General features: G+C 64.2%; 24 protein-coding genes. 17 read left to right on the forward strand and 7 right to left on the reverse strand.

What is annotated here, in order from left to right; all coding sequences use genetic code 11:
- The first annotated feature begins 184 nt into the window (after positions 1 to 184).
- On the forward strand, positions 185 to 556 hold the full coding sequence (locus tag PSEST_RS09180; RefSeq protein ID WP_015276724.1) for a YkgJ family cysteine cluster protein: 372 nt from the start codon (positions 185 to 187) through the stop codon (positions 554 to 556).
- Between the two features lie 86 nt (positions 557 to 642).
- Entirely contained in the window at positions 643 to 1,215 is a 573-nt protein-coding gene (locus PSEST_RS09185) for an NAD(P)H nitroreductase (protein WP_015276725.1), read from the forward strand.
- Here the strand turns inward: PSEST_RS09185 and PSEST_RS09190 are convergent.
- From PSEST_RS09190 to PSEST_RS09210, 5 genes are all read right to left on the reverse strand, one after another.
- Positions 1,212 to 2,558: a sensor histidine kinase gene (locus tag PSEST_RS09190; protein WP_015276726.1), complete on the reverse strand. Its 1,347-nt coding sequence runs from the start codon at positions 2,556 to 2,558 to the stop codon at positions 1,212 to 1,214. The genes PSEST_RS09185 and PSEST_RS09190 overlap by 4 nt on opposite strands.
- Positions 2,559 to 2,649: 91 nt before the next feature.
- A complete protein-coding gene (locus PSEST_RS09195) occupies positions 2,650 to 3,063 on the reverse strand; it encodes a Spy/CpxP family protein refolding chaperone (RefSeq protein WP_015276727.1) in 414 nt (137 codons plus the stop codon).
- 142 nt (positions 3,064 to 3,205) lie between these two features.
- The gene (locus PSEST_RS09200) at positions 3,206 to 3,883 is read right to left on the reverse strand and encodes a response regulator transcription factor (RefSeq protein WP_015276728.1); all 678 of its coding nucleotides are present in this window, start codon (positions 3,881 to 3,883) and stop codon (positions 3,206 to 3,208) included.
- Between the two features lie 14 nt (positions 3,884 to 3,897).
- The gene (locus PSEST_RS09205; RefSeq protein WP_015276729.1) at positions 3,898 to 4,275 is read right to left on the reverse strand and encodes a hypothetical protein; all 378 of its coding nucleotides are present in this window, start codon (positions 4,273 to 4,275) and stop codon (positions 3,898 to 3,900) included.
- A gap of 75 nt (positions 4,276 to 4,350) precedes the next feature.
- Positions 4,351 to 4,650: a YciI family protein gene (locus PSEST_RS09210; RefSeq protein ID WP_015276730.1), complete on the reverse strand. Its 300-nt coding sequence runs from the start codon at positions 4,648 to 4,650 to the stop codon at positions 4,351 to 4,353.
- A gap of 404 nt (positions 4,651 to 5,054) precedes the next feature.
- Here PSEST_RS09210 and PSEST_RS09215 point away from each other — a divergent pair, with 404 nt between their 5' ends.
- From PSEST_RS09215 to PSEST_RS09280, 14 genes are all read left to right on the forward strand, one after another.
- A complete protein-coding gene (locus tag PSEST_RS09215; protein WP_015276731.1) occupies positions 5,055 to 5,921 on the forward strand; it encodes a PHP domain-containing protein in 867 nt (288 codons plus the stop codon).
- Between the two features lie 13 nt (positions 5,922 to 5,934).
- Entirely contained in the window at positions 5,935 to 6,558 is a 624-nt protein-coding gene (locus PSEST_RS09220; RefSeq protein WP_015276732.1) for an L-threonylcarbamoyladenylate synthase, read from the forward strand.
- Positions 6,559 to 6,613: 55 nt separating this feature from the next.
- Positions 6,614 to 7,819 carry a tryptophan--tRNA ligase gene (locus tag PSEST_RS09225; protein ID WP_198286410.1) on the forward strand — a complete coding sequence of 402 codons (1,206 nt, stop codon included), beginning with the start codon at positions 6,614 to 6,616 and terminating at the stop codon, positions 7,817 to 7,819.
- A gap of 28 nt (positions 7,820 to 7,847) precedes the next feature.
- The gene (locus tag PSEST_RS09230) at positions 7,848 to 8,669 is read left to right on the forward strand and encodes a segregation and condensation protein A (protein WP_015276734.1); all 822 of its coding nucleotides are present in this window, start codon (positions 7,848 to 7,850) and stop codon (positions 8,667 to 8,669) included.
- A 19-nt stretch (positions 8,670 to 8,688) separates the two neighbouring features.
- The gene (gene scpB, locus PSEST_RS09235) at positions 8,689 to 9,459 is read left to right on the forward strand and encodes an SMC-Scp complex subunit ScpB (protein WP_015276735.1); all 771 of its coding nucleotides are present in this window, start codon (positions 8,689 to 8,691) and stop codon (positions 9,457 to 9,459) included.
- A 174-nt stretch (positions 9,460 to 9,633) separates the two neighbouring features.
- Complete coding sequence (edd, locus tag PSEST_RS09240; protein WP_015276736.1) at positions 9,634 to 11,463, forward strand: phosphogluconate dehydratase; 1,830 nt, start codon at positions 9,634 to 9,636, stop codon at positions 11,461 to 11,463.
- Positions 11,460 to 12,422, forward strand: coding sequence for a glucokinase (locus PSEST_RS09245; RefSeq protein ID WP_015276737.1), 963 nt, complete (start codon positions 11,460 to 11,462; stop codon positions 12,420 to 12,422). The genes edd and PSEST_RS09245 overlap by 4 nt, the downstream gene beginning before the upstream one ends.
- Positions 12,423 to 12,478: 56 nt before the next feature.
- Positions 12,479 to 13,213: a response regulator gene (locus tag PSEST_RS09250; RefSeq protein WP_015276738.1), complete on the forward strand. Its 735-nt coding sequence runs from the start codon at positions 12,479 to 12,481 to the stop codon at positions 13,211 to 13,213.
- Positions 13,197 to 14,648, forward strand: a complete 1,452-nt coding sequence (locus tag PSEST_RS09255; RefSeq protein ID WP_015276739.1) for an ATP-binding protein — start codon at positions 13,197 to 13,199, stop codon at positions 14,646 to 14,648. Before PSEST_RS09250 ends, PSEST_RS09255 begins: the two co-directional genes overlap by 17 nt.
- Positions 14,649 to 14,806: 158 nt before the next feature.
- Positions 14,807 to 16,054, forward strand: a complete 1,248-nt coding sequence (locus PSEST_RS09260) for an ABC transporter substrate-binding protein (RefSeq protein WP_015276740.1) — start codon at positions 14,807 to 14,809, stop codon at positions 16,052 to 16,054.
- Positions 16,055 to 16,163: 109 nt separating this feature from the next.
- Positions 16,164 to 17,081, forward strand: a complete 918-nt coding sequence (locus PSEST_RS09265; protein WP_015276741.1) for a carbohydrate ABC transporter permease — start codon at positions 16,164 to 16,166, stop codon at positions 17,079 to 17,081.
- On the forward strand, positions 17,074 to 17,916 hold the full coding sequence (locus PSEST_RS09270; RefSeq protein ID WP_015276742.1) for a carbohydrate ABC transporter permease: 843 nt from the start codon (positions 17,074 to 17,076) through the stop codon (positions 17,914 to 17,916). Before PSEST_RS09265 ends, PSEST_RS09270 begins: the two co-directional genes overlap by 8 nt.
- An 11-nt stretch (positions 17,917 to 17,927) precedes the next feature.
- A complete protein-coding gene (locus PSEST_RS09275; RefSeq protein WP_015276743.1) occupies positions 17,928 to 19,100 on the forward strand; it encodes an ABC transporter ATP-binding protein in 1,173 nt (390 codons plus the stop codon).
- A 108-nt stretch (positions 19,101 to 19,208) separates the two neighbouring features.
- The gene (locus PSEST_RS09280) at positions 19,209 to 20,432 is read left to right on the forward strand and encodes a maltoporin (protein ID WP_015276744.1); all 1,224 of its coding nucleotides are present in this window, start codon (positions 19,209 to 19,211) and stop codon (positions 20,430 to 20,432) included.
- 10 nt (positions 20,433 to 20,442) lie between these two features.
- Here PSEST_RS09280 and PSEST_RS09285 read toward each other — a convergent pair whose 3' ends face one another.
- Both PSEST_RS09285 and PSEST_RS09290 read right to left on the reverse strand, forming a co-directional pair.
- A complete protein-coding gene (locus tag PSEST_RS09285; RefSeq protein ID WP_015276745.1) occupies positions 20,443 to 21,222 on the reverse strand; it encodes a hypothetical protein in 780 nt (259 codons plus the stop codon).
- 80 nt (positions 21,223 to 21,302) lie between these two features.
- The gene (locus PSEST_RS09290; RefSeq protein WP_015276746.1) at positions 21,303 to 22,262 is read right to left on the reverse strand and encodes an alpha/beta hydrolase; all 960 of its coding nucleotides are present in this window, start codon (positions 22,260 to 22,262) and stop codon (positions 21,303 to 21,305) included.
- 145 nt (positions 22,263 to 22,407) lie between these two features.
- On the opposite strand from PSEST_RS09290, the gene aroC reads away from it, so the two are divergent.
- Entirely contained in the window at positions 22,408 to 23,499 is a 1,092-nt protein-coding gene (gene aroC, locus PSEST_RS09295; RefSeq protein ID WP_015276747.1) for a chorismate synthase, read from the forward strand.
- Positions 23,500 to 23,562: the final 63 nt, after the last annotated feature.

Consider the following 23,562-nt stretch of genomic DNA (forward strand, 5'->3'; position numbering starts at 1 on the left):
GAGGGTGCTCGGCACGGTGAAAGAGGGCGAACATTTTACTCGCGTCGCTCCGCCAGTAAACCGCCCGACGGCTGGTTGAAAAATGTTTTCTCGGCAGCCGCGGCGCCTCTTCCCAAGCGCAGCGGCATGAATAGAATAGCCGCCCGGGCGCCGGCCCATTCCGGTCTCTGGGTGTTCACCTGCCATGTCCATCGAAAATCCCTGCCTCACGTGCGGCGCTTGCTGCGCGTACTTTCGTGTGTCCTTCTATTTTGGTGAATGCGTATCGGCTGGCGGCGCGGTTCCGGATCATCTGACGGTCCAGGTTTCGCCATTTCATGTGGCCATGCTCGGCACCGACAGCAAGCCCGCCCGCTGTGTTGGCTTGCTGGGCGACGTAGGTTGCGGGGTTCGTTGCAGCATGTACGAACAGCGATCCAGTACCTGTCGCGAGTTCGAGGCCTCCTGGGAGAATGGCGAGCACAAACCGCACTGCGATGCGGCGCGGGCGGCACATGGGTTGCCGCCACTGGTGCCACCGTTGCAACCGCAGCTGTCTCCGGATCGCGTGGCCTGAGCATCAGACCGAATCAAGTGCCGGCCATCACTCGCGATACGGCGGCAACACCCTCTAGAATGTCCGACCGCCTTAGGAGGTAATGGATGGACGCTCTGGACCTGTTGCTCAATCGCGTATCGGTCACTCGCCTGTGCGAGCCGGCCCCCGATGCCGCTCAACTCGATCTGCTCTTCCGCTCGGCGTTACGCGCGCCGGATCACGGCCAACTGCATCCCTGGCGCTTTCTGACCATCGAGGGCGACGCGCGACACAAGCTCGGTGAGCTGTTTGCCGCCGCCTTGCAATTGCGTAACCCGGAAGCCTCCGAAGAGGCCTTGCAGAAAGCGCGCAACATGCCGCTGCGTGCGCCGATGCTGATCGTGGTGATTGCGAGCCTCAAGGCGCACCCGAAAGTGCCGGACGGCGAGCAGTTGCTCGCTGCAGGATGTGCGGCCCATGGCCTGCTGCTGGCTGCGCACGCCCAGGGGATCGGTGCGGTGTGGCGCACCGGTGAGTTTGCCTACGACCCTCATGTACTCGAGGGGCTGGGTTTGCGCGAGCAGGAGCACGTGCTCGGCTTCCTGTATCTCGGGACACCAGAAGGACGGGTGCGCACGGCGCCGGTGCTCGACCCGCAGGCCTTCGTTGCTGGCTGGGATGGTCAACCCGGTATCTAAAGGCTTTGGCCTTGGGCCGAATCGTCTGCCAGCGGCAGACGCAGACTGGCAACAAAGCCGCCGTCGGGATGGTTGCTCAGCTCCAGTTGTCCACCATGCCGCTCGGCTGCGCGGCGGGCGATGGCCAGTCCGAGGCCATGCCCGGCAGCCGTCTGCCCAGGCGCGCGGAAGAAGGGCTCGCTGAGTTGCGGTAGATGCTCGTCGGCGACTCCGGGGCCGTGGTCGCGCACGCTGAGTACCACCTCGTTTCCTTCGCGCTGCGCATGCAGCTCCACGGGTACACCCTCTGGGTTGAATCGCAGGGCATTGCGCAACAGGTTGTCCAGCGCCCGTTCCAGCATGTCCGTCCAGCCAATCAGGCGAAGCCCGGGTTGTACCCGGCTGTCGATGCGCTGATTCGGGGCGATGATGCGGGCGTTGTCTTCCAGTTGTTCAAACATTGCGGGCAGATCGACGCCCGTTGCGGTGCCTGGCTCGGCATCCAGGCGCGAGAGTTCGAGAATCTCGCTGATCAGGGCTTCCAGTCGGTCGCACTCCTTGGCCAGGCGCGGCCAGATCACTTCGCGCTCGCTCGGACTGGCGCGCTCGGCGAGTGCCTGGGCTATGCGCAGGCGCGCCAGGGGGGAGCGCAGCTCGTGGGACACATCGCGCAACAGCTGACGCTGGCTGCTGATCAGCGCCTGCAAGCGCGCGCCCATGCGGTTGAAGTCGCTGGCCAGCAGGCCAAGCTCGTCGCGGCGGGTCGCCAGGCGGGCCAGAGATTGCTGTTGATAGCTGGTCTGCCCCAGGTCATGCACCGCCCGGCGCAGTCGATCCAGCGGGCGGGTTATCGATAGCGTCAGTAGCAGGCTGAAGCCGGTGAGCACCACCAGCGCGATGCCCAATGCGCTCAGCGGCCACGCCAGGCTGCCTCGGTGCCAGGCTTGCAGCTCGGGATGCGGAATGCGGTAAATGAACAGATAGGTTTCACCGCTGGTGGGGCTGGTGTAATCGGCGGTCAGGCGCCGCCAGGGTAGCTGGCGCTCACGATTCTGATGGCGTGCCTCGAAGGCGGCGGCGCGCGCGGGAAAGGTGCCGCGAATGATCGGCTGGCCGTTTTCGGCAAGTACCTGCACATCAACGCGCGAGCGATGCCGGTGCTGTTCGAGCAGACGCTGCGCGGCCACGGGGCCCTGGCGCTCGTAGACTTCCGTCCAGGTTTCGGCAAGACCTTGCAGGGCCGGGTGACGACCGAGAATCCAGGCGTCCTGGTTCAACGCATGGCCAAGCAGCATCGCCAGGCCGGCAACCAGCGCGATGGCCAGCCAGAATGTCGCGAGAATGCGCCAGAACAGTGATCGCACAGGTCTCTCCACGGCAAAGCCCGGCCAGCTTCCGTCCAGCGTTGCGTACGCTGGCGGAAGCTGGCCGGGCAGGTTTCAGGAAAGCTCGAGATCAGTTCTTCTGATCGCGTTCGGCCTTCCACTCAAGGAACTCGGCACGCTCGGCGCGCTTTTCTTCCATTTTCTTCATGCCTTCGTCGAAGGCTTGTTGCTGCTCGGGCTTGAGCAGGGCTCGCATGCTCTGGTGGGTCGTTTCCCGACTGGCGTCCAGATCCTTCTGCATGGCCTTGCGCTCGGCTTCAGGCAGCTTGTCGAGATAGCGCTGGGTGATTTCCTGGCGCTGCTTCATCTGCTCGCCCATCAGCTTGCGCATTTCGCGCTGTTGCTCTTTGGTCAGGTCCAGGCCGTGAAACATGTGTGGGGCGCGCTTGCCCGTGTGCTGGCCGTCCTGCATGCCACCAGGCATGGCTACGGCGAGGGCTGGCAGGGCGGCGGCGAACAGTAGGGCTACGAGTGATTTGCGCATCTGAATACTCTCCTGGATGTGGGACACCGGCCGTGCCGCAGCATGATCTGATTGCTGGCGGCGGGCTGTGACCGGATGAGCTCAGTCTATGCAGGGCAAGGTCAAGCGCGGTCAGCCCAGGGTAAAGCCTCGGTAAAGACGGTCAGACAGCGTAAAGGTAGCCACGGCTGCGCAGCGCCACGATGCGCGGGTTGCCGTCGGCGTGGGGGCCGAGCTTGCGGCGCAGGTTGCTGACGTGCATGTCCAGGCTGCGGTCGTAGAGGGTGAGCTTGCGCCCCAGTGCATGCTGGGCCAGGGCCTGTTTGTCCATCGGCTCGCCGGGTTGCGCCAGCAGCGCCTCGAGAATGCGGCCCTCCGACAACGTCAGGCTGACCTCGGCACCGCCGACACTGGCTATGCCGCGCGCTGGGCTGTAGCAGAGATCGCCGAGTTCGACCTGACTCGGCGTCGCCGTAGGCTGGCTACGGCGCAGAACGGCACGCAGGCGCGCGGTAAGTTCGCGCGGGTCACAGGGCTTGGCAAGGTAATCGTCGGCACCGAGTTCCAGACCCAGAATGCGATCCAGCGGTTCGCCACGGCCGGAAAGCATCAACACCGGCAGCTGCGGATGCTCGCTGCGCAGCTGTTTGAGCAGCTCCAGGCCGCTGCCATCGGGGAGCATCACGTCCAGGACCACCGCTGCCGGTTGGTGCTCTGCAAGTGCCTGGCGCGCACTTTTGCCATCGTGGCAGGCGTGGGCGACGAAGCCTTCCTGAGCCAGCCAGCTGATCAGCAGCTCGCAGAGCTCCTGGTCGTCGTCGATAAGCAGTAGTTCACTCATGTCGGCTCGAATGATCAGTTGAGCCATTGGCGCCGGCGGCGACCGCGCGAGACCAGCAGGCCCAGGGTAAAACTGACGACACCGACTGCACCGCCCACGGCAAACCATTGCTGCTGATCGTTCAGCAGTACCGGTATCGCTTTCGCCTGCTCGGTTTGCAACTGCAGGCGCAGGCGCCGGTTTTCTTCGCGCAGGCGCAGTAGCAATGCTTGGGTAGTGTCGGCACCCGGCGTCGCGGCCTGCGGTTCAGGGGCGCCTTCCATCTCTTCGAAGTCGATGGGCTCGCTGGATTCGACCGCTGGAACGTAGGGTTCCGGCGCCGCTTCCTCGGCGTGTAGCACGGGGGCGAGCAGTGTCAGGGCAAACAGCAGGGAGAGCGGTCGTTGACGCATCGGAACTCCTATTTCCTTACGAGGCCGTGGAGCGCCAGCGGCCGGGGCAGAATCGCTATTCCCTGCTGTGTCGGCTCAGGGCAGCACTTTCTTGAACGGCTTGACCACTACGTTCGCGTAAACACCCGCGGCTATATAGGGATCGGCATCGGCCCACTGCTGTGCCGCTTCCAGAGAGTCGAACTCGGCGACAACCAGGCTGCCGCTGAAGCCTGCTTCGCCCGGGTCGTTGCTGTCGATGGCCGGGTGCGGACCGGCGAGCACCAGGCGACCTTCATTCTTCAGCTGTTCCAGGCGTGCCAGGTGGGCCGGGCGGGTAGCGAGACGGTTTTGCAGGGAGTTCGGGGCGTCAGTGGCGATAACGGCGTACAGCATGGTCGGTCCTCGTTCGCGTGGATTGCGGGTGTAGCGGTAGAAAAGCTAGGCGCATGCATGTCGGCGGCAGCAGCGTTGCCGGCGGCGCTAGTCCGGACGCGTTGCGTTGCCTGCCGTGCAGCGCGGCATCATAGCAAACGGCGCTTGTGGCGGAAGTGTCACGCTTGTTCGGGACGCAGGTAGACCGCACGGTGAACGGGATCAGCGGTCGAAGCAGGAGCGAGTTTGCAGGCACCGGCGCTGTGCCGAAGGCGCGTATGCAAGCCAAAGCCTCGGCGCGGCGTTAGACTAGCCGGCCGTTTGCACGTGAGCGCCTGTTTGTTCGGGCCGGTAAAACGCCAAACGCCACGGCTCACGGTTGTTTTTTCTCGAGGTCTCAGCACCTCACTGGAGTGCGTTACTAGATGATTGTCGATCTGCATTGCCACAGCACCGCCTCGGATGGCGCGCTGGCGCCTGCCGTTGTGGTAGAACGCGCTCATGCGCGGGGCATCCAGTTGCTGGCACTCACCGACCACGACACGGTGGACGGTCTTGCCGAGGCGCGGAGCACAGCACAGAGGCTGGGCATGCAGCTGGTCAACGGCATCGAGCTGTCGTGTCTATGGAACGGGGCTACCATTCATGTATTGGGCTATGCGTTCGACGCCGAGGCACCGGCGTTGCAGCAGTCGATCGCGCAGTTGCACGAGGGGCGCTGGCGCCGCGCCGAGCTGATTGCTCAGCGGCTAGAGGCGAAGGGGATGCCCGGTGCGCTTGAAGGTGCCCGAGCGATCCAGCAGGAACTCGGCGATAGCGGCAACGCACCGGCGCGGCCGCACTTCGCCGATTTCCTGGTACGCGCCGGTCATGTGCGTGACCGCGCCGAGGCGTTCCGCAAGTGGCTGGGCTCGGGCAAGCTCGGTGATGTCAAGCAGCACTGGCCGAGCCTTGAGCAGACGGTGCAGACCTTGCGCGACTCCGGCGCCTGGATCAGCCTGGCACACCCCTGGCAATATGATTTCACGCGCAGCAAGCGGCGCCGACTGGTCGTCGATTTCGCCCAGGCTGGCGGTCATGCGCTGGAAGTGGTTAATGGCATGCAGCCGCTGGAACAGGTCGGCGGTCTGTCCACGCTGGTACGAGAGCTGGGCCTGATGGCCACGGTTGGCAGTGATTTCCATGCGCCCGGCGACTGGTCGGAGCTTGGGCTGTACCGCAGCTTGCCGGAAGACCTGTCGCCGCTTTGGAGACATTTCGATCATGAGCGCCGCACATCTGCTGCCAGCTGAACAGGGAGTTTCCATGAGCCAGTTTTTTCAGATCCACCCGGATAACCCCCAGCCACGCCTGATCAAACAGGCCGTGGAAATCATCCGCAAGGGCGGCGTGGTGGTGTACCCGACCGATTCCAGTTATGCCGTCGGTTGCTCGATGGGCAACAAGGCGGGCATCGAGCGCATCCGTCGCCTGCGCCAGCTGGACGACAAGCACAACTTCACCCTGGCCTGTCGCGATCTGTCGCAGCTGGGGCTATTCGCCAAGGTCGATACCGCCGCTTTCCGCCTGCTCAAGGCTCATCTGCCGGGGCCGTACACCATCATCCTGTCGGCCACCCGCGAAGTGCCACGCATGTTGCTGCACCCCAAGCGGCGCACCATCGGCCTGCGTGTGCCGGCGCAGCCAATCGCCCAGGCACTGCTGGAGGAACTCGGTGAGCCGCTGATGAGCGTCAGCCTGATCCTGCCCGGGCAGGAACTGCCGATGAGCGATCCGTACGAGATGCGCGATGCGCTGGAGCATCAGGTAGACCTGATCATCGATGGCGGTTACGGTGGCGTCGAGGCATCGACGGTGGTCAGCCTGGTCGACGATCAACCCGAGGTAGTGCGGGTCGGTTGTGGCGATCCGGCACCCTTTATGGCCTGAGGCTGAAAGGCAGCGTGCCCGTACACTATCAACTAAGGACACCCTTTTGAGCTCCATGGATTCGCAGCGGCGCGTGGTTTCCGGTATGCGCCCGAGTGGCCGGCTTCACCTCGGCCACTACAACGGCGTGCTGAAGAACTGGGTCAAACTGCAGCACGAGTACGAGTGTTTCTTCTGCATCGTCGACTGGCACGCGCTGACCACCGACTACGAAAACTCCGGCGAAATCTCGCAGAACATCATGGATATGGCGGTGGACTGGCTGGCCGCAGGCGTCAGTCCGAGTTCCGCAACGCTATTCATCCAGTCACAGGTGCCGGAGCACGCCGAGCTGCACCTGCTGCTGTCGATGATCAGCCCACTGGGCTGGCTCGAGCGGGTGCCGTCCTACAAGGAGTTGCAGCAGAATCTGCAGCACAAGGATCTGGATACCTACGGCTTCCTCGGCTATCCGCTGCTGCAGGCGGCGGACATCCTGATCTATCGTGCCGGCCTGGTTCCGGTTGGTGCCGACCAGCTGCCACATATCGAATTCGCCCGCGACGTCGCGCGGCGCTTCAACCATCTGTATGGGCGCGAAGCGGATTTCGAGGACAAGGCCGAAGCGGCGATCCGCAAGCTCGGCAAGAAGACCTCGCGGCTCTATGTCAGCCTGCGCAAGAGCTATCAGGAGCAGGGTGACGTCGACGCGCTGAACACCGCGCGCGCCATCATCAAGGAACAGCAGACCATCACCATCGGCGATCAGGAGCGCCTTTACGGCTATCTGGAAGGCTGCGGCAAGCTGCTGTTGCCTGAGCCACAGGCGCTACTCGGCGAGTCGCCGAAGATCTCCGGGCTCGACGGCGGCAAGATGGCCAAGTCGAACAGCAACGCCATTTACCTGCGCGACACGCCGAACGAGATCGAGGAGAAGATCCGTCGCATGCCCACCGATCCGGCACGCGTACATCGCAGCGACCCGGGTGAACCCACGCGCTGCCCGGTCTGGCAGATGCATCTGGTGCACTCCGCTCAGGATGTCTGCCAATGGGCCGAACAGGGCTGTCGCAGCGCCGGTATCGGCTGCCTGGAGTGCAAGGCGCCGCTGATCGACTCGATCAAGTCGGACCTGGCGCCGTTGCAGGAACGCGCGCTGGACTACGAGCAGAACCCCGATCTGGTTCGCAGCATCCTCGCCGAAGGCGCTGAACACGCGCGTGACGAAGCCCGTGAGACGCTGATCGAAGTTCGTCAGGCGATGGGCCTGAATTACCGCTGACGCGCGCCCGCAGCCTCTGAGGATGTCCATGCAGCAAACCGAGTCCCCCAGTCCCGAAGCGCTCCAGCCCGGCGAGCAGCTACGCCTGGCGCTGGTCTATGGCGAGGCGGTGACCGAGTTGCCGCTGGACCTCTACATCCCGCCGGATGCGCTGGAAGTCTTTCTCGAAGCGTTCGAAGGCCCGCTGGATCTGCTGCTCTATCTGATCCGCAAGCAGAACATCGACATCCTCGATATTCCGGTCGCCGAGATCACCCGTCAGTACATGGGCTACGTCGAGCTGATGAAATCGGTGCGCCTGGAGCTGGCCGCCGAGTATCTGGTGATGGCCGCGATGCTCGCCGAGATCAAGTCACGCATGCTGCTGCCGCGCTCGGCGGAGGTCGCCGAGGAAGAAGACGATCCGCGCGCGGAGCTGATCCGCCGGCTGCAGGAGTACGAGCGTTTCAAGGCCGCCGCCGAAGACATCGACGAGCTGCCGCGGGTCGGCCGCGACCTGCAGGTGCCGCGTCTCGATGCACCCGAGGCCCGGGCGCGCAAGCTGCTTCCGGAAGTCAGTCTGGAAGAGCTGCTGGTGTCGATGGCCGAAGTGCTGCGCCGCGCCGATATGTTCGAGAGTCACCAGGTCACCCGCGAAGCGCTGTCGACCCGCGAACGCATGAGCGAAGTGCTCGAACGCTTGAAGAATGGTGGCTTCGTTCCCTTCGTAGCGCTGTTCCGCATCGAGGAAGGGCGCCTCGGCGTGGTGGTGACCTTCATGGCCGTGCTCGAACTGATCAAGGAGTCGCTGGTCGAGCTGGTGCAGAACGAGCCCTTTGCGCCGATCCATGTGCGCAGCCGTACCGAATAGGCATTTGCAGGAGTCAATCGTGGACTTGTCCGATCCCAAGGATCTCGCTTCGCTGCTCGAAGCCTTTCTGCTCGCATCCGGCAAACCGCTATCCCTGGAGCGCCTCGGCGAGCTGTTCGAGGAAAACGAACGGCCGTCATCGGCGCAGCTGAAAAAAGCGCTCGAGGTGCTGGAAAAATCCTGCAAGGGCCGCGCCTTCGAACTCAAGGAGGTCGCCAGTGGTTACCGCCTGCAGGTGCGTCAGCGCTTTTCGCCGTGGGTCGGTCGGCTCTGGGAAGAGCGTCCGCAGCGTTACTCCCGCGCGATGCTGGAAACCCTGGCGCTGATCGCCTATCGACAGCCGATCACCCGTGGTGAGATCGAGGACATCCGCGGCGTCGCGGTTAACAGTCAGATCGTCAAGACACTGCTGGAACGCGAGTGGGTTCGTGTGGTGGGCCATCGTGACGTGCCGGGTCGGCCGGCGATGTTCGCCACGACCCGGCAGTTCCTCGACCATTTCAACCTGAAGAACCTCGATGAGCTGCCGCCGCTCGCCGTGCTGCGCGAAATGGAGCCCGAGTTGCAGCCGATACTCGACGATGAGGACGCTCCGGTGCCTGTCGCCTTGCAGGCGCGGGCCGACGAGGTGGTCGACGAGGAGGCGGCGCCGCTGCGTGAGCAGACCAGCTTCCGCAGCCTGCTGGCCGAACTCGACGGCATGGAGCAGGGGCTGAAGACCGACTTCGACGATCTGCTCGAAGCGCAAGCCGCGGACATCGACCCCGACGAGGAACAGTCGAGCCCCTGAGTGCGGCTATCGCGGGATGCCGAGCGCGTCTCGCTGCGAACGCTCGCCCGAGGCGCCCGCACTGTCTGGCTGCACGTCGCGCGCAACCATTGGCCTTGCGTCCTGTCCGAACGCCAACCGACTCCGGATGGTTTATGGTTGTCGAAGAACAAAATTCCGCAGCAGGAGAGACGCATGCACCCGCGAGTTCTGGAAGTCACCGAGCGCCTGGTCGAGCGCAGCCGCAAGACCCGCGAGCGCTATCTGGCGATGATGGCCGCCGCCGCTAGTGAAGGCCCGCAGCGAGGTGGATTGCAATGCGCCAACTTCGCCCATGGCGTCGCCGGCTGCAATTCTCCCCAGGACAAGCAGAGCCTGCGCCTGATGAACGCGGTGAATGTCGCAATCGTTTCCGCATACAACGACATGCTGTCGGCGCATCAGCCCTACGAGCATTTTCCGGAAATGATTCGCCAGGCGCTGCGCGAGATCGGTTCGGTCGGCCAGTTCGCTGGCGGCGTGCCGGCCATGTGCGATGGCGTGACCCAGGGCGAGGCGGGCATGGAGATGAGCCTGGCCAGCCGCGAAGTGATCGCCATGAGCACCGCCGTTGCGCTGTCGCACAACATGTTCGATGCCGCGCTGATGCTCGGCATCTGCGACAAGATCGTACCGGGCTTGATGATCGGCGCGCTGCGCTTCGGCCATCTGCCGACCATCTTCGTGCCGGGTGGGCCGATGCCCTCGGGGATTCCCAACAAGGCGAAGGCCGAGGTGCGCCAGCGCTATGCCGAGGGCAAGGCCAGCCGCGAGGAACTGCTGGAATCGGAGATGAAGTCCTATCACAGCCCCGGCACCTGCACCTTCTACGGCACCGCCAACACCAACCAGGTGGTGATGGAGATCATGGGCTTGCATCTGCCGGGCTCATCGTTCGTCAACCCCTACACGCCGCTGCGCGATGCGCTGACTCGCGAAGCGGCGCAGCAGGTCACGCGCCTGACCCATCAGGCCGGCAACTACACGCCGCTGTGTCAGGTGGTCGACGAGAAATCCATCGTCAACTCGGTGGTCGCGCTCAACGCCACCGGTGGTTCGACCAACCACACCCTGCATATCCCGGCGTTCGCCCGCGCCGCTGGTATCCAGCTGACCTGGAAGGACATGGCCGATCTTTCCGAGGTGGTGCCGACGCTGGCCAAGGTCTACCCCAACGGTCAGGCCGACGTGAACCATTTCCACGCCTGTGGCGGCGTGCCGTTCATGGTGCGCACGCTGCTCGACGCCGGGTTGTTGCACGAGGACGTGCACACCGTGGTCGGCAAAGGCCTGCGCCGCTACATCCAGGAACCGTTCCTCGACGGTGACAGGCTGGTCTGGCGCGACGGCCCGACGCAGAGTCTCGATGAGAGCATCCTGCGTCCGGCGGAGCGGCCGTTTTCGCCGGAAGGCGGATTGCGCGTGCTGGAGGGCAACCTCGGCCGCGGCGTGACCAAGATTTCCGCAGTGGCACCCGAGCACCGTGTAGTCGAGGCGCCGGCGCGGGTATTCATCGATCAGAGCGAGCTGGCGGCGGCGTTCAAGGCCGGCGAGCTGGAGCGCGATTTCATTGCCGTGGTGCGTTTCCAGGGGCCGAAAGCCAATGGCATGCCCGAACTGCACAAGCTCACGCCATTCCTCGGTGTGCTGCAGGACCGAGGCTACAAGGTGGCGCTGGTCACCGACGGGCGCATGTCCGGTGCGTCGGGCAAGGTGCCGGCGGCCATTCATGTCTGCCCCGAGGCGCTGGACGGGGGGCCGCTGGCGCGCGTGCGCGATGGCGACATCCTTCGCGTCGACGGCGAAAGCGGAGAGTTGCTGGCGCTGGTCGACCCCGTCGAGTGGGGCGCGCGGGAACCGGCGATTCGCCCAGAAGACGTGGGCATCGGTTGCGGCCGTGAGCTGTTCGCCTTCATGCGCGCCTCGTTCAGTACGGCAGAACAGGGCGCCAGTGCCTTCACCGAGAGCCTGGAGGCGCTCAGATGAGCACAGCGCTGGTTGGAGATATCGGTGGTACCAATGCACGTTTTGCCCTCTGGCGTGATCAGCGCATCGAGCAGATTCGAGTGCTCCCCACCGCGGACTACGCGAGCCCGGAGCTGGCGATTCGCGCCTATCTGCGTGAAGTCGACCAGCCGCTGGACGCGCTCGAAGCGGTCTGCCTGGCCTGTGCCGGGCCGGTGGGCGGCGATCTGTTTCGCTTCACCAACAACCATTGGCAGCTGAGCCGCGAAGCCTTCTGCCGCGAGCTGGGCGTGAAAGAGCTGTTGCTGATCAACGACTTCACCGCCATGGCCCTTGGTATGACGCGGTTGCACGACGGTGAGCGCATCACGGTTTGCCAGGGCGAGCCTGAACCAGGACGCCCGAGGCTGGTCATAGGGCCCGGCACCGGGCTTGGCGTTGCGGGATTGTTGCCGTTGTCGGGCGGCGGATGGCGCGCGTTGCCCGGAGAGGGCGGGCATATCTGCCTGCCGATCGGCAGCGAGCGAGAAGCGGCGATCTGGGCGCATCTGCATCGTTCCCAGGGCCATGTGAATGCCGAGGCAGTACTCAGTGGCCCGGGCCTGTTGACGCTCTACCGCGCCTGCTGTGCGCTGGACGGGCAGCAGGTGGAGTTCGATTCGCCCGCCGCTATCACCAAGGCCGCGCTGGCCGGCGATGCCTATGCAACGGCGGTGCTGGAGCAGTTCTGCCGCTGGCTGGGGCGTATCGTCGGCGATAACGTGCTGACCCTCGGCGCCCGTGGCGGCGTTTACATCGTCGGTGGCGTGGTGCCGCGTTTCGCCGAGATGTTCCTGCGCAGCGGTTTCAGCGAGGCGCTGCGCGAGAAGGGGCAGATGAGCCGCTATTTCGATCGCCTGCCAGTATGGCTGGTGACCGCGCCGTATCCGGGCCTGGAAGGCGCGGGCGTGGCATTGCAACCGTTGTTGGAGGGAGCCTAGGCTGCGACATGGCGGGTCGGCGGGTGACCCAATAACAACAAGAAAAGGGACGTGACGTGAGCCAAGCAGGTAAGAACATCCTTCTGGTCGATGACGATCAGGAAATCCGCGAACTGTTGCAGACCTATCTCAGCCGCTCGGGCTTTCAGGTGCGCGGCGTGCCGGACGGCGGTGAGTTTCGCGCTGCCCTGTGTGCCGAGCCGGCCGATCTGGTGATTCTCGACGTGATGCTGCCCGACGAAGACGGTTTCAGCCTCTGTCGCTGGATTCGTCAGCATGAACGGTTGGCTTCAATGCCGATCATCATGCTCACCGCGAGCTCCGACGAGGCCGATCGGGTGATCGGCCTGGAGCTGGGTGCCGACGATTACCTGGGCAAACCCTTCAGCCCGCGCGAGTTGCTGGCGCGGATCAAGGCATTGCTGCGGCGGGTCAGCTTCGCCCAGGAACGCGGCAGCGATGTGCTGGCCTTCGATGAGTGGCGGCTGGACATGATCAGCCACCGCCTGTTTCACGCTGACGGCGAAGAAGTCTTTCTCTCTGGCGCCGATTTCGCCCTGCTCAAGCTGTTTCTCGACCATCCGCAGCAGATCCTCGACCGCGACACCATCGCCAACGCCACGCGCGGCCGCGAGGTGATGCCGCTGGAGCGCATCGTCGACATGGCGGTCAGCCGTCTGCGCCAGCGCCTGCGCGACACCGGCAAGTCGCCGCGGCTGATCCGCACCGTGCGTGGCAGCGGCTATCTGTTGGCTACTCAGGTAACGCCGCATCATGAATCTGCGCACTGAGCGGCGGCGCCTGCGGCTGGTGCCGCGCTCGCTGCTCGGACGGATGCTGCTCCTGACCCTGCTGGCGGTGTTGCTGGCTCAGGGCCTGTCGAGCCTGATCTGGCTGTCACAGCTGCGCGCCAGCCAGATGGAGGGCCTGCTGACCAGCGCCCGCAGCCTGGCGCAGTCGATGGCGGCCAGTGTCAGCTACTTCCGTTCGTTGCCACTGGGCTATCGTCCGCTGGTACTCGATCAGTTGCGCAGCATGGGCGGCACGCGCTTCTTCGTCTCGCTCAACGACAATCCGCTGGACATGAAAATCCTTCCCGAGACGCCGCGCAAGCGGGCCGTCCTACATGAGGTGGAACAGGTGTTGCGCCAACGGCTCGGTGGCGAGGTGGACCTGACCATCGAGTTCGTCAGCCCGGACGACCTGCGCATCTTCAACAGCGGCATCAAGCTCGACGAGCTGCCGCGCTCCTGGGCGCACTACGCGCTGGGGCTGGAGCCGCTGTCGCCACCGGTACTGGTGACGCAGATCCAGATCGCCCCGCAGGAATGGCTCTACCTCGCATCGCTAATGCCGGCACCCTACGTCAGCCTGGAAGACGAGGGCCTGCCGATTCAGCAGCTCTGGTTCATCGTGCTCACCAGCGCCTTCCTGCTGTTGTTCATCGGCTTACTGGTGCGCTGGCAGAGCCGACCGCTGAAGCGCCTGGCCAAGGCGGCGCGGGAAATGTCGGTGGGCGGCGAGGTGCGGCCGCTGACCGAGGCTGGGGCCAGTGAGATCGTCGAGGTGAGTCGCGCCTTCAACAACATGCGCGAGCGCATCAGCCGCTACCTCACCGAACGCGGCCAGTTGTTCAGTGCGATTTCCCACGACCTGCGCACGCCCATCACGCGGCTGCGTCTGCGGGTCGAGCTGCTGGAGGATGAAGCCCAGCAGATCAAGTTCACCCGTGACCTCGACGAGCTGGAATTGCTGGTCAAGGGCGCTTTGCAGTGCGTGAAGGACACCGATATCCACGAGAACGTCGAGGCGGTGGATCTCAATCTGCTCCTCGAGCACATCGTCGAGCCGTATCAGGCCTGTGACCGCACCCGCGTGACCCTCGACGGGCACGCTTCAGCGCCTTATCCCGGCAAGCCACTGGCGCTTAAGCGCTGCATCGGCAACTTGCTGGATAACGCCTTGAAGTACGGTGAGCGCGCCCACCTGCATGTCGAGGATGGCAAGGAGGCGCTGGTGCTGCACGTCGATGATGAGGGCCCCGGTGTGCCGGAGCAGCGTCTGGAACAGGTCTTCGAGCCTCACGTGCGGCTTTCCGGTCAACAGCAGGGCTATGGGCTGGGCCTCGGCATTGCGCGCAACATCGCTCACGCCCACGGCGGTGAGCTGAGCATGCGCAACCTGCAGCAGGGCGGGCTGAGGGTGACGCTTACCCTGCCGCGCTGACCCGAGCGTCCGCCCCACGTTACCTGCCGCGTACCTTTGTAACGGCCTTGTGACCATCGGCCATCCCTTCGTTACCCAGTGTCCATTTTTCTGCGCATAGACTCGATCCATCGCAAGCGACCATGACTTGCAGGATAAAAACAAGAAGGTGCCCCTCCATGAATGCGTTCCATCGTCTCGCTCTATCCGTTTCCCTTGCCCTGCCTGTACTCGCCCACGCTGGTGAAGTCGAAGTTCTGCACTGGTGGACCTCCGGCGGTGAAAAGCGCGCGGCCGATACCCTGCAGAAGCTGGTCGAGCAGAAAGGCCACAGCTGGAAGGACTTCGCCGTCGCCGGCGGTGGTGGCGAGGCTGCCATGACCGTACTGAAAACCCGCGCCGTTTCCGGCAACCCGCCGTCCGCCGCACAGATCAAGGGTCCGGACATCCAGGAGTGGGGCGAACTCGGCCTGCTCGCCAACCTCGATGACACCGCCAAGGCCGAGCGCTGGGACGCACTGCTGCCCGAGCAGGTGCGCAAGATCATGCAGTACGACGGCTCCTACGTGGCTGTGCCGGTCAACGTGCATCGGGTCAACTGGCTATGGATCAACCCGGAGGTGTTCGAGAAGGCCGGCGCCAAGCCGCCGAAGACCCTCGATGAATTCTTCGCCGCGGCGGACAAGCTCAAGGCCGCCGGCTTCATTCCGGTCGCCCATGGCGGCCAGCCTTGGCAGGATGGCACCGTGTTCGAGGGCTTCGTACTGAGCATTCTCGGCCCGGACGACTATCACAAGGCCTTCGTCGAGCTGGATAACGACACCCTGACCGGCGACAAGATGGTCCAGGCCTTCACCGCCCTGAAAAAGCTGCGCGACTACATCGATGCCGATGCGGCCGGGCGCGAGTGGAACCGTGCTACCGGCATGGTCATCGACGGCAAGGCTGGCATGCAGATCATGGGCGACTGGGCCAAGAGCGAGTTCACCGCCGCCAACAAGGTCGCCGGCAAGAATTACCAGTGCCTGCCATTCCCCGGCACCCAGGGCAGCTTCGCCTTCAATATCGACTCCCTGGCGATGTTCAAGCTCAGCAGCGACGACAACCGCAAGGCTCAGGAAGACCTGGCGCGCACCGTGCTGGAGCCGGAGTTCCAGACCTTCTTCAACCAGAACAAGGGCTCGATTCCGGTTCGCCAGGACCAGGACATGAGCGAGTTCGATGCCTGTGCCCAGCAGTCGATGACCGACTTCAAGGAAGCCGCCAAGGGCAGCGGTCTGCAGCCCAGTCTGACTCATGGCATGGCTGCTTCTAGCTACGTGCAGGGCGCGGTGTTCGACGTCGTCACCAACTTCTTCAACGACCCCAAGGCCGACCCGCAAAAGGCGGCCAAGCAGCTGGCGGCGGCGATCAAGGCCGTGCAGTAACGCCAAGGGCGGACCGCGTTCGCCCGGTTCCCGAAACGTGCGTCCCGGTACAGGCTTTGGCCTGTGCCGCGGGCGACGACATCCCGGATTTCCATGAGGGATCAAATCCATGAGCTCCATCGCGCTTCAAGCCAGGCCCGCCAAGGCCTCGCCGCTCGACGCCCTGCAGCGCTGGCTGCCCAAGCTGGTTCTGGCGCCGAGCATGCTGATCGTGCTGGTCGGCTTCTACGCCTACATCGGCTGGACCTTCCTGCTCTCGTTCACCAATTCGCGCTTCATGCCCAGCTACAAGTGGGTCGGTCTGCAGCAGTACGAGCGCCTCTGGGACAACGACCGCTGGTGGGTCGCCAGCCAGAACCTGCTGGTCTTCGGCGGCCTGTTCATCGCCGTCAGCCTGATCATCGGCGTCGTGCTTGCCGTACTGCTGGACCAGCGCATCCGTCGCGAAGGGCTGATCCGCACCATCTACCTGTACCCCATGGCGCTGTCGATGATCGTCACCGGCACCGCCTGGCAGTGGCTGCTCAATCCCGGCCTGGGCTTGGACAAGCTGCTGCGCGACTGGGGCTGGGAAGGCTTTCGCTTCGACTGGCTGGTCGATCCGGATCGGGTCATCTATTGCCTGGTGATCGCCGCGGTGTGGCAGGCCTCGGGCTTCGTCATGGCGCTGTTCCTCGCCGGTCTGCGCAGCGTCGATCAATCGATCATCCGCGCCGCCCAGGTGGATGGTGCGAGCCTGCCGACCATCTACCTGCGCATCGTGCTGCCGAGCCTGCGCCCGGTGTTCTTCAGTGCCTTGATGATTCTGGCCCATATCGCGATCAAGAGCTTCGACCTGGTCGCGGCGATGACTGCCGGTGGTCCGGGGTATTCCAGCGATCTGCCGGCGATGTTCATGTACGCCCATACCTTCACCCGTGGCCAGATGGGCCTGGGTGCGGCGAGCGCCATGCTGATGCTCGGCGCGGTGATGGCGATCATCGTGCCTTATCTGTACTCCGAGCTGAGGAACAAGCGCCATGTCTGACTTCGCGCAACCGCGCCTGACCCTCGGGCGCCTGACCATCTACGCCACCTTGTTGTTGGCCTGTGCCGTCTACCTGGTGCCGCTGATCGTGATGCTGCTGACCAGCTTCAAGACCCCGGAAGACATCCGCACCGGCAACCTGCTGAGCTGGCCTGAAGCGTTCAGCGCCATGGGCTGGCTGACGGCCTGGGACAGTATCGGCGGCTATTTCTGGAACTCGGTGAAGATCGTCATTCCGGCGGTGCTGATTTCCACCGCGTTGGGTGCGCTCAATGGCTATGTACTGTCGATGTGGCGCTTCCGTGGCTCGCAGCTGTTCTTCGGTCTGCTGCTGTTCGGCTGCTTCCTGCCGTTCCAGGTGATCCTGCTGCCGGCGTCCTTCACCCTCGGCAAGCTGGGCCTGGCCAATACCACCACCGGTCTGGTGTTGGTCCATGTCGTCTACGGCCTGGCCTTCACCACACTGTTCTTCCGCAACTTCTACGTCAGCGTGCCGGATGCGCTGGTGCGCGCGGCGCGGTTGGATGGTGCCGGCTTCTTTACCATCTTCGGCCGCATCCTGCTGCCGATGTCGGTGCCGATCATCATGGTCTGCCTGATCTGGCAGTTCACCCAGATCTGGAACGACTTCCTCTTCGGCGTGGTGTTCGCCAGTGGCGACACCCAGCCGGTCACCGTGGCGCTGAACAACCTGGTGAACACCAGCACCGGTGCCAAGCAATACAACGTCGATATGGCCGCCGCGATGATCGCTGGCCTGCCCACACTGGTGGTCTACGTGGTCGCCGGCAAATATTTCCTGCGCGGGCTGACTGCCGGCGCCGTCAAGGGTTGAGGAGAACAACGATGGCTTCCCTGGAACTGCGCAACGTTCAAAAGAGTTATGGCAACAGCCAGATCGCGACGCTTAAGGACATCGCGCTGAAGATCGACGCCGGTGAGTTCCTGATCCTCGTCGGGCCTTCGGGCTGCGGAAAATCCACCCTGATGAACTGCATCGCCGGGCTGGAGAACATCACCGGCGGCGAGATTCTCGTCGACGGCGAGGACATCAGCCAGGCCAGCCCGAAGGATCGCGACATCGCCATGGTGTTCCAGTCCTACGCGCTGTATCCGACCATGAGCGTACGCGACAACATTGCCTTCGGCCTGAAGATGCGCAAGGTGCCGGCGGCGAAGATCGAGGAGGAGGTGGCGCGGGTCGCCAAGCTGCTGCAGATCGAACCGTTGCTCGAGCGCAAGCCGTCGCAGCTCTCCGGTGGCCAGCAGCAGCGCGTGGCCATGGGCCGGGCGCTGGCGCGGCGGCCGAAGATCTACCTGTTCGACGAGCCGCTGTCGAACCTCGATGCCAAGCTGCGGGTGGAGATGCGCACCGAGATCAAGCTGATGCACCAGCGGCTGAAGACCACCACTGTGTACGTCACCCATGACCAGATCGAGGCGATGACCCTCGGCGACAAGGTCGCGGTGATGAAAGATGGCGTGATCCAGCAGTTCGGCACGCCCCACGAGATCTACAACAACCCGGCCAACCTGTTCGTCGCCAGCTTCATCGGCTCGCCGCCGATGAACTTCGTACCGCTGCGCATCCGTCAGCGTGACGGGCGCTGGGTGGGTGTGCTCAACAGCGAGCAGGGCAGCTGTGAATTGCCGTTACCGATTACCAGCGACGACGGGTTGCGTGATCGCGAACTCATTCTCGGCATCCGACCGGAACAAATCGGCCTGGCTCCAGCAGGATCAGCGGATTTTTCTCTGGCGGTCGACATCGAAGTGGTGGAACCCACCGGGCCAGACACCTTGGTGGTGTTCACGCTGAATCAGGTCAAGGCCTGCTGCCGCTTGGCGCCGGATCAGGCGCCGCGGGTGGGGGAAACGCTCAATCTGCAATTCGATCCGCGCCGGGCGCTGCTGTTCGATGCCCAGACCGGCGAGCGGCTGGGCGTGGTGCAGCCTGAGCCCGTGCGTGAGAGCAAGGTCACCCGACTGGTTTCCAACGGAGCGGGTACCGCGCAGTGAAACGCCGCCTGCCTTGCCAGCAGGCGGTGCGAAAAGTGGACGGTTAAGGAATGAACAGAGTCGTCTTGGCTCGATCCAGCGATCAATAACAACAAAAGCGGAGTGGATATGAAAAAAAACCTGACAGCCCTGGGCGTAGCGACTGCCGTTGCCGCGATGGCCCTGCCATTGAGCGGCCATGCCCTGGAATTCACCGGCTACATGCGTAGCGGCGTCGGTGAATCGGTCAACAGCGACTCGCAATCGTGCTTCCAGCTGCCCGGCGCACCGACCAAGTATCGCCTCGGTAACGAATGTGAGCAGTACGGCGAGCTGGACCTTCGTCACGACCTCTACACCTTTGCCGATGGTTCGGTGCTGAGCGTGGAGGGCATGGCGGCGCTGTACAACCAGTACAACCATACCCCGAAGTTCACCGGTGATCATGGCTGGGCGCGGATGGTGCAGGCCTATGCCGAGTGGAGCAAGGTGCCGGCGCTGAACAACGGTTCTTTCTGGGCTGGTCGCCGCTTCTACAAGCGTAATGACATTCATATCTCCGATTTCTACTACTGGAACCAGAGCGCCACCGGCGCCGGTGTCGAGGACATGGAGATTGGCGGGCTGAAGTACAGCTACGCCTTCTCGCGCAAGGACAGCGTGTTTCAGAAGGACTACGTCAATCGCCACGACTTCAACGTCGGCGGCTTCGACAGCAACCCGGGCGGGGAGCTGGAATTTGGCCTCAGCTACATCGACAAGCCCAGTCGAGACGACGCCAATAGTGGTTGGGCGGTGACGGTGCAGCACGTGCAGTCCGACTTTCTCGGTGGCAAGAACACCCTGGCGTTGCAGTATGGCGAAGGGCCCGGCACCGGCCTCGGCTATACCGGCGACGTGACCCTGGACGACAGCGCCAAGAGCTGGCGCGTGGTGGAGTATTTCGACTGGCAGTTGACGCCGCGCTTCGGCGGCCAGTTCCAGGTGGTCTACCAGAAGGACAAGCGTGCTGACGGCGGCGATCAGGACTGGTGGTCGGTGGGTGCGCGCCCGGTCTATGCATTCAGCGAGCAGTTCAAACTCGTCGCCGAAGTGGGGCATGATCAGATCGATGCCACCGACGGTACGCGCAAGCTGAGCAAGTTCACCGTCGCGCCGACCTGGTCACCCGCGGGTCCAGGCTTCTGGGCGCGGCCCGAGTTCCGTCTGTATTACACCTACGCCAGCTGGAACGATGCCGCGCAGCGTGCCGCCAACCTGATGGCCGAGGGCTCTGCGTTGTCCGACACTGGCGCGTTCGGCAATGCGCAGCACGGTTCGAACTTCGGTGTACAGGTAGAACACTGGTGGTAACAGTCGCGCCTTAGCGCGTCGCCATCCAGATCAGCAGTCCGGCCTGGAACAGCGCCAGCGCAATCAGGCAAACGATGGTGAATCGCAGCGCACCGTCTTCACGACGGAAGCGGGCGATTCGCTCCTGCAGGTCGCGGATCTGGTTTTCCTGCGCCTGCAGGTTGCGGTCGGCCTGCTCCAGCATCGCTGCGGCATCCTGCAGTTCAACGACCTGCACCTTCTCGCCGTTCCAGTCGGGGCGCAGCGCGCTGACCCGCGGCGCGCCGTAAGTCGCCTTGGTCGCCTGATCCTTGGGGTAGTCGATATCGAAGCCCTGGGTGCGCAGGCAGTGGTCACGGCGCAGGCGCTGGTCGTCGCTCGTCACATCCTTGGGCAGCGATCCGCCCTCGACCAGATAATGGCCCCAGCGTCGCTGTGCCCACGTCGCGCCTTGCGCCAGCAAAAAACGGCCGAGTCCGCGATTGGCCGGTTCCAGCCGCAAACCCGAGTCCGGCCCGAAGCGCAGCTCCTTGCTGCGATGATCGGCCCAGACCTCCAGTACGTTGTTCTTGCGCGAGCGCACCTGGCCGGGGATGTTGATGAACATCCGCAGCAGACTCTGCTCAGGGGTATGGCGTTCCAGTTGTGCCAGTTCGACGAAGCGCAGTGGGCGCGCGCCGCCGTCGCGCTCGGTTGGCAGCGGGGCCAGGCGCAGCAAGCGGAAACGGTCAGGCTTGAGCTCCGCCCACGGATGCTTGGGCGGTGCCGGCTGTTCTTTGTCGGTGCTCTGGGCGGTCTCGGTGTCGGTCATCTGCGCGTTCCTGGCCTGCGCGGCGGCTCGTTCCGGAGTGATATCGGGCCATCGTCAGGGGGCTATCGGCTGCGCAGCGTTTAACTGGAGGCTGGCAGGATGCCATTAGTCCGCAGGAAGTGCTTGATGTGCTCGAGCACGCCGCGTGCGAGCGGCAGATTCGTGTCGTCGTAAGAAGCCAGCTGTGCGGCGCTCGCCGGCACGATGCGCAGCACGTGGTTCATGCCGTCGATCAGGGCCAGCTGGGCGTCCGGCTTCGCTCGCTGCAGCGCTTCGGCGTCTTCGACACCCACCTGGATGTCGTGTCGGCCCTGGAGAATCAACGCCGGAACATCCACCGCCGCGAAGGCCGCGGCCGGGTCGTAGGCGAACAGCGAGATCAGATAAGGCTGCACGCTGGGTCGGAACAGCACCTGCAGTGGTTCGGGCACTTCGGCGTGGGTGCGTCCGGCCTTGAGTTCGTCAATCAGGAATTGGCTGGTGGCGAGCAGCGCGGGCGGCAGGCGACCCTGCAACTGCGCACGCAGTACTTCGTCGATTGGCCTGCCGCTGCCAGCGATGCTGATCAGCGCGGCGGCGCCCGACTTCGGCGCGGCGAGACTGGCGATCAGTGCGCCCTCGCTGTGGCCGACGAGGATCAGCTCGCTGAAGCGGGGGTCGCCCTTGAGCCTCGCGCTCCACGCCAACGCGTCGCTGACGTAGGCGTCGACGCTGAGGTCGCGCTCGTTCGGTGCGGCTGCCAGGCTGGCGCCAACCCCGCGCTTGTCATAGCGCAGACTGGCCACGCCTTGCCGCGCCAGGCCTTGGGCGAGGCGTTTGAGGCTGTCGTTGTGCCCGGCCGGGTTGTTGCCATTACGATCGGTCGGCCCGGAGCCTGCGATCAGCAGTGCCACCGGCACCGGTTGCTCACTCTTGGGCAACAGCAGGCTGCCCTGCAGTACGCCGTTGCCGGTGTCCAGATTCAGGGTCTGATTGAGCAGGGTCTGAGCCTGCGAGAGAGAGGGCATGGTCAGTAGCAGCAGTATCAGCAGGGCACGCATGGATGGACTTCGTTGGTCACGGAGCAGGTTGGACGCAGCAATCGGCGCAAAGGTCAGTATGCGCCGGCAACAGGGGCGATGACACCGCAGCGCCCTCAGGTATACTTCCGGCCCCTGTTTTTCGGTCGATCGCGGAGCGTCCTGCATGTCCGGCAATACCTACGGCAAGCTGTTCACCGTCACCACTGCCGGCGAAAGCCATGGTCCTGCGCTGGTGGCCATCGTCGACGGTTGCCCGCCCGGGCTGGAGCTGTCGCTGGAAGATCTGCAGCGCGACCTCGACCGTCGCAAGCCGGGCACCAGCCGGCACACCACCCAGCGCCAGGAAGCCGACGAGGTGGAAATCCTCTCCGGCGTATTCGAGGGCAAGACCACCGGTTGCCCGATCGGCCTGCTGATCCGCAACACCGATCAGAAGTCCAAGGACTACTCGGCGATCAAGGACCAGTTCCGCCCGGCCCACGCCGACTACACCTATCACCACAAGTACGGCGTGCGCGACTATCGTGGTGGTGGCCGCAGCTCCGCGCGCGAGACTGCCATGCGCGTGGCGGCCGGCGCCATCGCCAAGAAGTACCTGGCGACGCTGGGCATTCAGGTGCGCGGCTACATGAGCCAGCTCGGCCCGATCGAAATTCCGTTCAAGACCTGGGACAGCGTCGAGCAGAACGCCTTCTTCAGCCCCGATCCGGACAAGGTGGCGGAGCTGGAGGCTTACATGGACCAGCTGCGTCGCGATCAGGATTCGGTGGGTGCGAAGATCACCGTGGTCGCCGAGGGCGTGCCGCCGGGACTTGGCGAGCCGATCTTTGACCGCCTCGACGCCGAGCTGGCCCACGCGCTGATGAGCATCAACGCGGTGAAGGGCGTGGAGATCGGCGCCGGTTTCGCTTCGGTCGCCCAGCGTGGCACCGAGCACCGCGACGAGCTGACGCCGCAGGGATTTCTCTCCAACAATGCCGGCGGCATTCTCGGCGGCATATCTTCGGGACAACCGATCATTGCCCATCTGGCGCTCAAGCCAACTTCCAGCATCACCACGCCGGGCCACTCGATCGATGTGAGTGGCGCGCCGGTCGATGTCATCACCAAGGGCCGCCATGACCCGTGCGTCGGCATTCGTGCCACGCCGATCGCCGAGGCGATGATGGCCATCGTGCTGCTCGATCACCTGCTGCGTAATCGCGGCCAGAACGCCGACGTGCAGGTGACGACACCGGTGCTAGGCCAGCTTTGACCAGCAATCGAGACGCTGCGAGCCGCACACGGTTGGCCTCTATGCCTCCGTTTGCGGCCTGAA

It is taken from the genome of Stutzerimonas stutzeri RCH2 (assembly GCF_000327065.1).
GTDB classification, from domain to species: domain Bacteria; phylum Pseudomonadota; class Gammaproteobacteria; order Pseudomonadales; family Pseudomonadaceae; genus Stutzerimonas; species Stutzerimonas stutzeri_AE.

Excerpts from the sequence above, each read along its gene's own strand:
- PSEST_RS09180 (WP_015276724.1), top strand. The coding sequence starts at position 185 with ATGTCCATCGAAAATCCCTGCCTCACGTGCGGCGCTTGCTGCGCGTAC.
- PSEST_RS09265 (WP_015276741.1), top strand. The coding sequence starts at position 16,164 with ATGAGCTCCATCGCGCTTCAAGCCAGGCCCGCCAAGGCCTCGCCGCTC.
- PSEST_RS09185 (WP_015276725.1), top strand. The coding sequence starts at position 643 with ATGGACGCTCTGGACCTGTTGCTCAATCGCGTATCGGTCACTCGCCTG.
- PSEST_RS09230 (WP_015276734.1), top strand. The coding sequence starts at position 7,848 with ATGCAGCAAACCGAGTCCCCCAGTCCCGAAGCGCTCCAGCCCGGCGAG.
- PSEST_RS09200 (WP_015276728.1), bottom strand. The coding sequence starts at position 3,883 with ATGAGTGAACTACTGCTTATCGACGACGACCAGGAGCTCTGCGAGCTG.
- PSEST_RS09220 (WP_015276732.1), top strand. The coding sequence starts at position 5,935 with ATGAGCCAGTTTTTTCAGATCCACCCGGATAACCCCCAGCCACGCCTG.
- PSEST_RS09285 (WP_015276745.1), bottom strand. The coding sequence starts at position 21,222 with ATGACCGACACCGAGACCGCCCAGAGCACCGACAAAGAACAGCCGGCA.
- PSEST_RS09215 (WP_015276731.1), top strand. The coding sequence starts at position 5,055 with ATGATTGTCGATCTGCATTGCCACAGCACCGCCTCGGATGGCGCGCTG.
- PSEST_RS09210 (WP_015276730.1), bottom strand. The coding sequence starts at position 4,650 with ATGCTGTACGCCGTTATCGCCACTGACGCCCCGAACTCCCTGCAAAAC.
- edd (WP_015276736.1), top strand. The coding sequence starts at position 9,634 with ATGCACCCGCGAGTTCTGGAAGTCACCGAGCGCCTGGTCGAGCGCAGC.
- PSEST_RS09245 (WP_015276737.1), top strand. The coding sequence starts at position 11,460 with ATGAGCACAGCGCTGGTTGGAGATATCGGTGGTACCAATGCACGTTTT.
- PSEST_RS09290 (WP_015276746.1), bottom strand. The coding sequence starts at position 22,262 with ATGCGTGCCCTGCTGATACTGCTGCTACTGACCATGCCCTCTCTCTCG.
- PSEST_RS09280 (WP_015276744.1), top strand. The coding sequence starts at position 19,209 with ATGAAAAAAAACCTGACAGCCCTGGGCGTAGCGACTGCCGTTGCCGCG.
- aroC (WP_015276747.1), top strand. The coding sequence starts at position 22,408 with ATGTCCGGCAATACCTACGGCAAGCTGTTCACCGTCACCACTGCCGGC.
- PSEST_RS09195 (WP_015276727.1), bottom strand. The coding sequence starts at position 3,063 with ATGCGCAAATCACTCGTAGCCCTACTGTTCGCCGCCGCCCTGCCAGCC.
- PSEST_RS09260 (WP_015276740.1), top strand. The coding sequence starts at position 14,807 with ATGAATGCGTTCCATCGTCTCGCTCTATCCGTTTCCCTTGCCCTGCCT.
- PSEST_RS09255 (WP_015276739.1), top strand. The coding sequence starts at position 13,197 with ATGAATCTGCGCACTGAGCGGCGGCGCCTGCGGCTGGTGCCGCGCTCG.
- PSEST_RS09270 (WP_015276742.1), top strand. The coding sequence starts at position 17,074 with ATGTCTGACTTCGCGCAACCGCGCCTGACCCTCGGGCGCCTGACCATC.
- PSEST_RS09225 (WP_198286410.1), top strand. The coding sequence starts at position 6,614 with ATGGATTCGCAGCGGCGCGTGGTTTCCGGTATGCGCCCGAGTGGCCGG.
- PSEST_RS09275 (WP_015276743.1), top strand. The coding sequence starts at position 17,928 with ATGGCTTCCCTGGAACTGCGCAACGTTCAAAAGAGTTATGGCAACAGC.
- PSEST_RS09205 (WP_015276729.1), bottom strand. The coding sequence starts at position 4,275 with ATGCGTCAACGACCGCTCTCCCTGCTGTTTGCCCTGACACTGCTCGCC.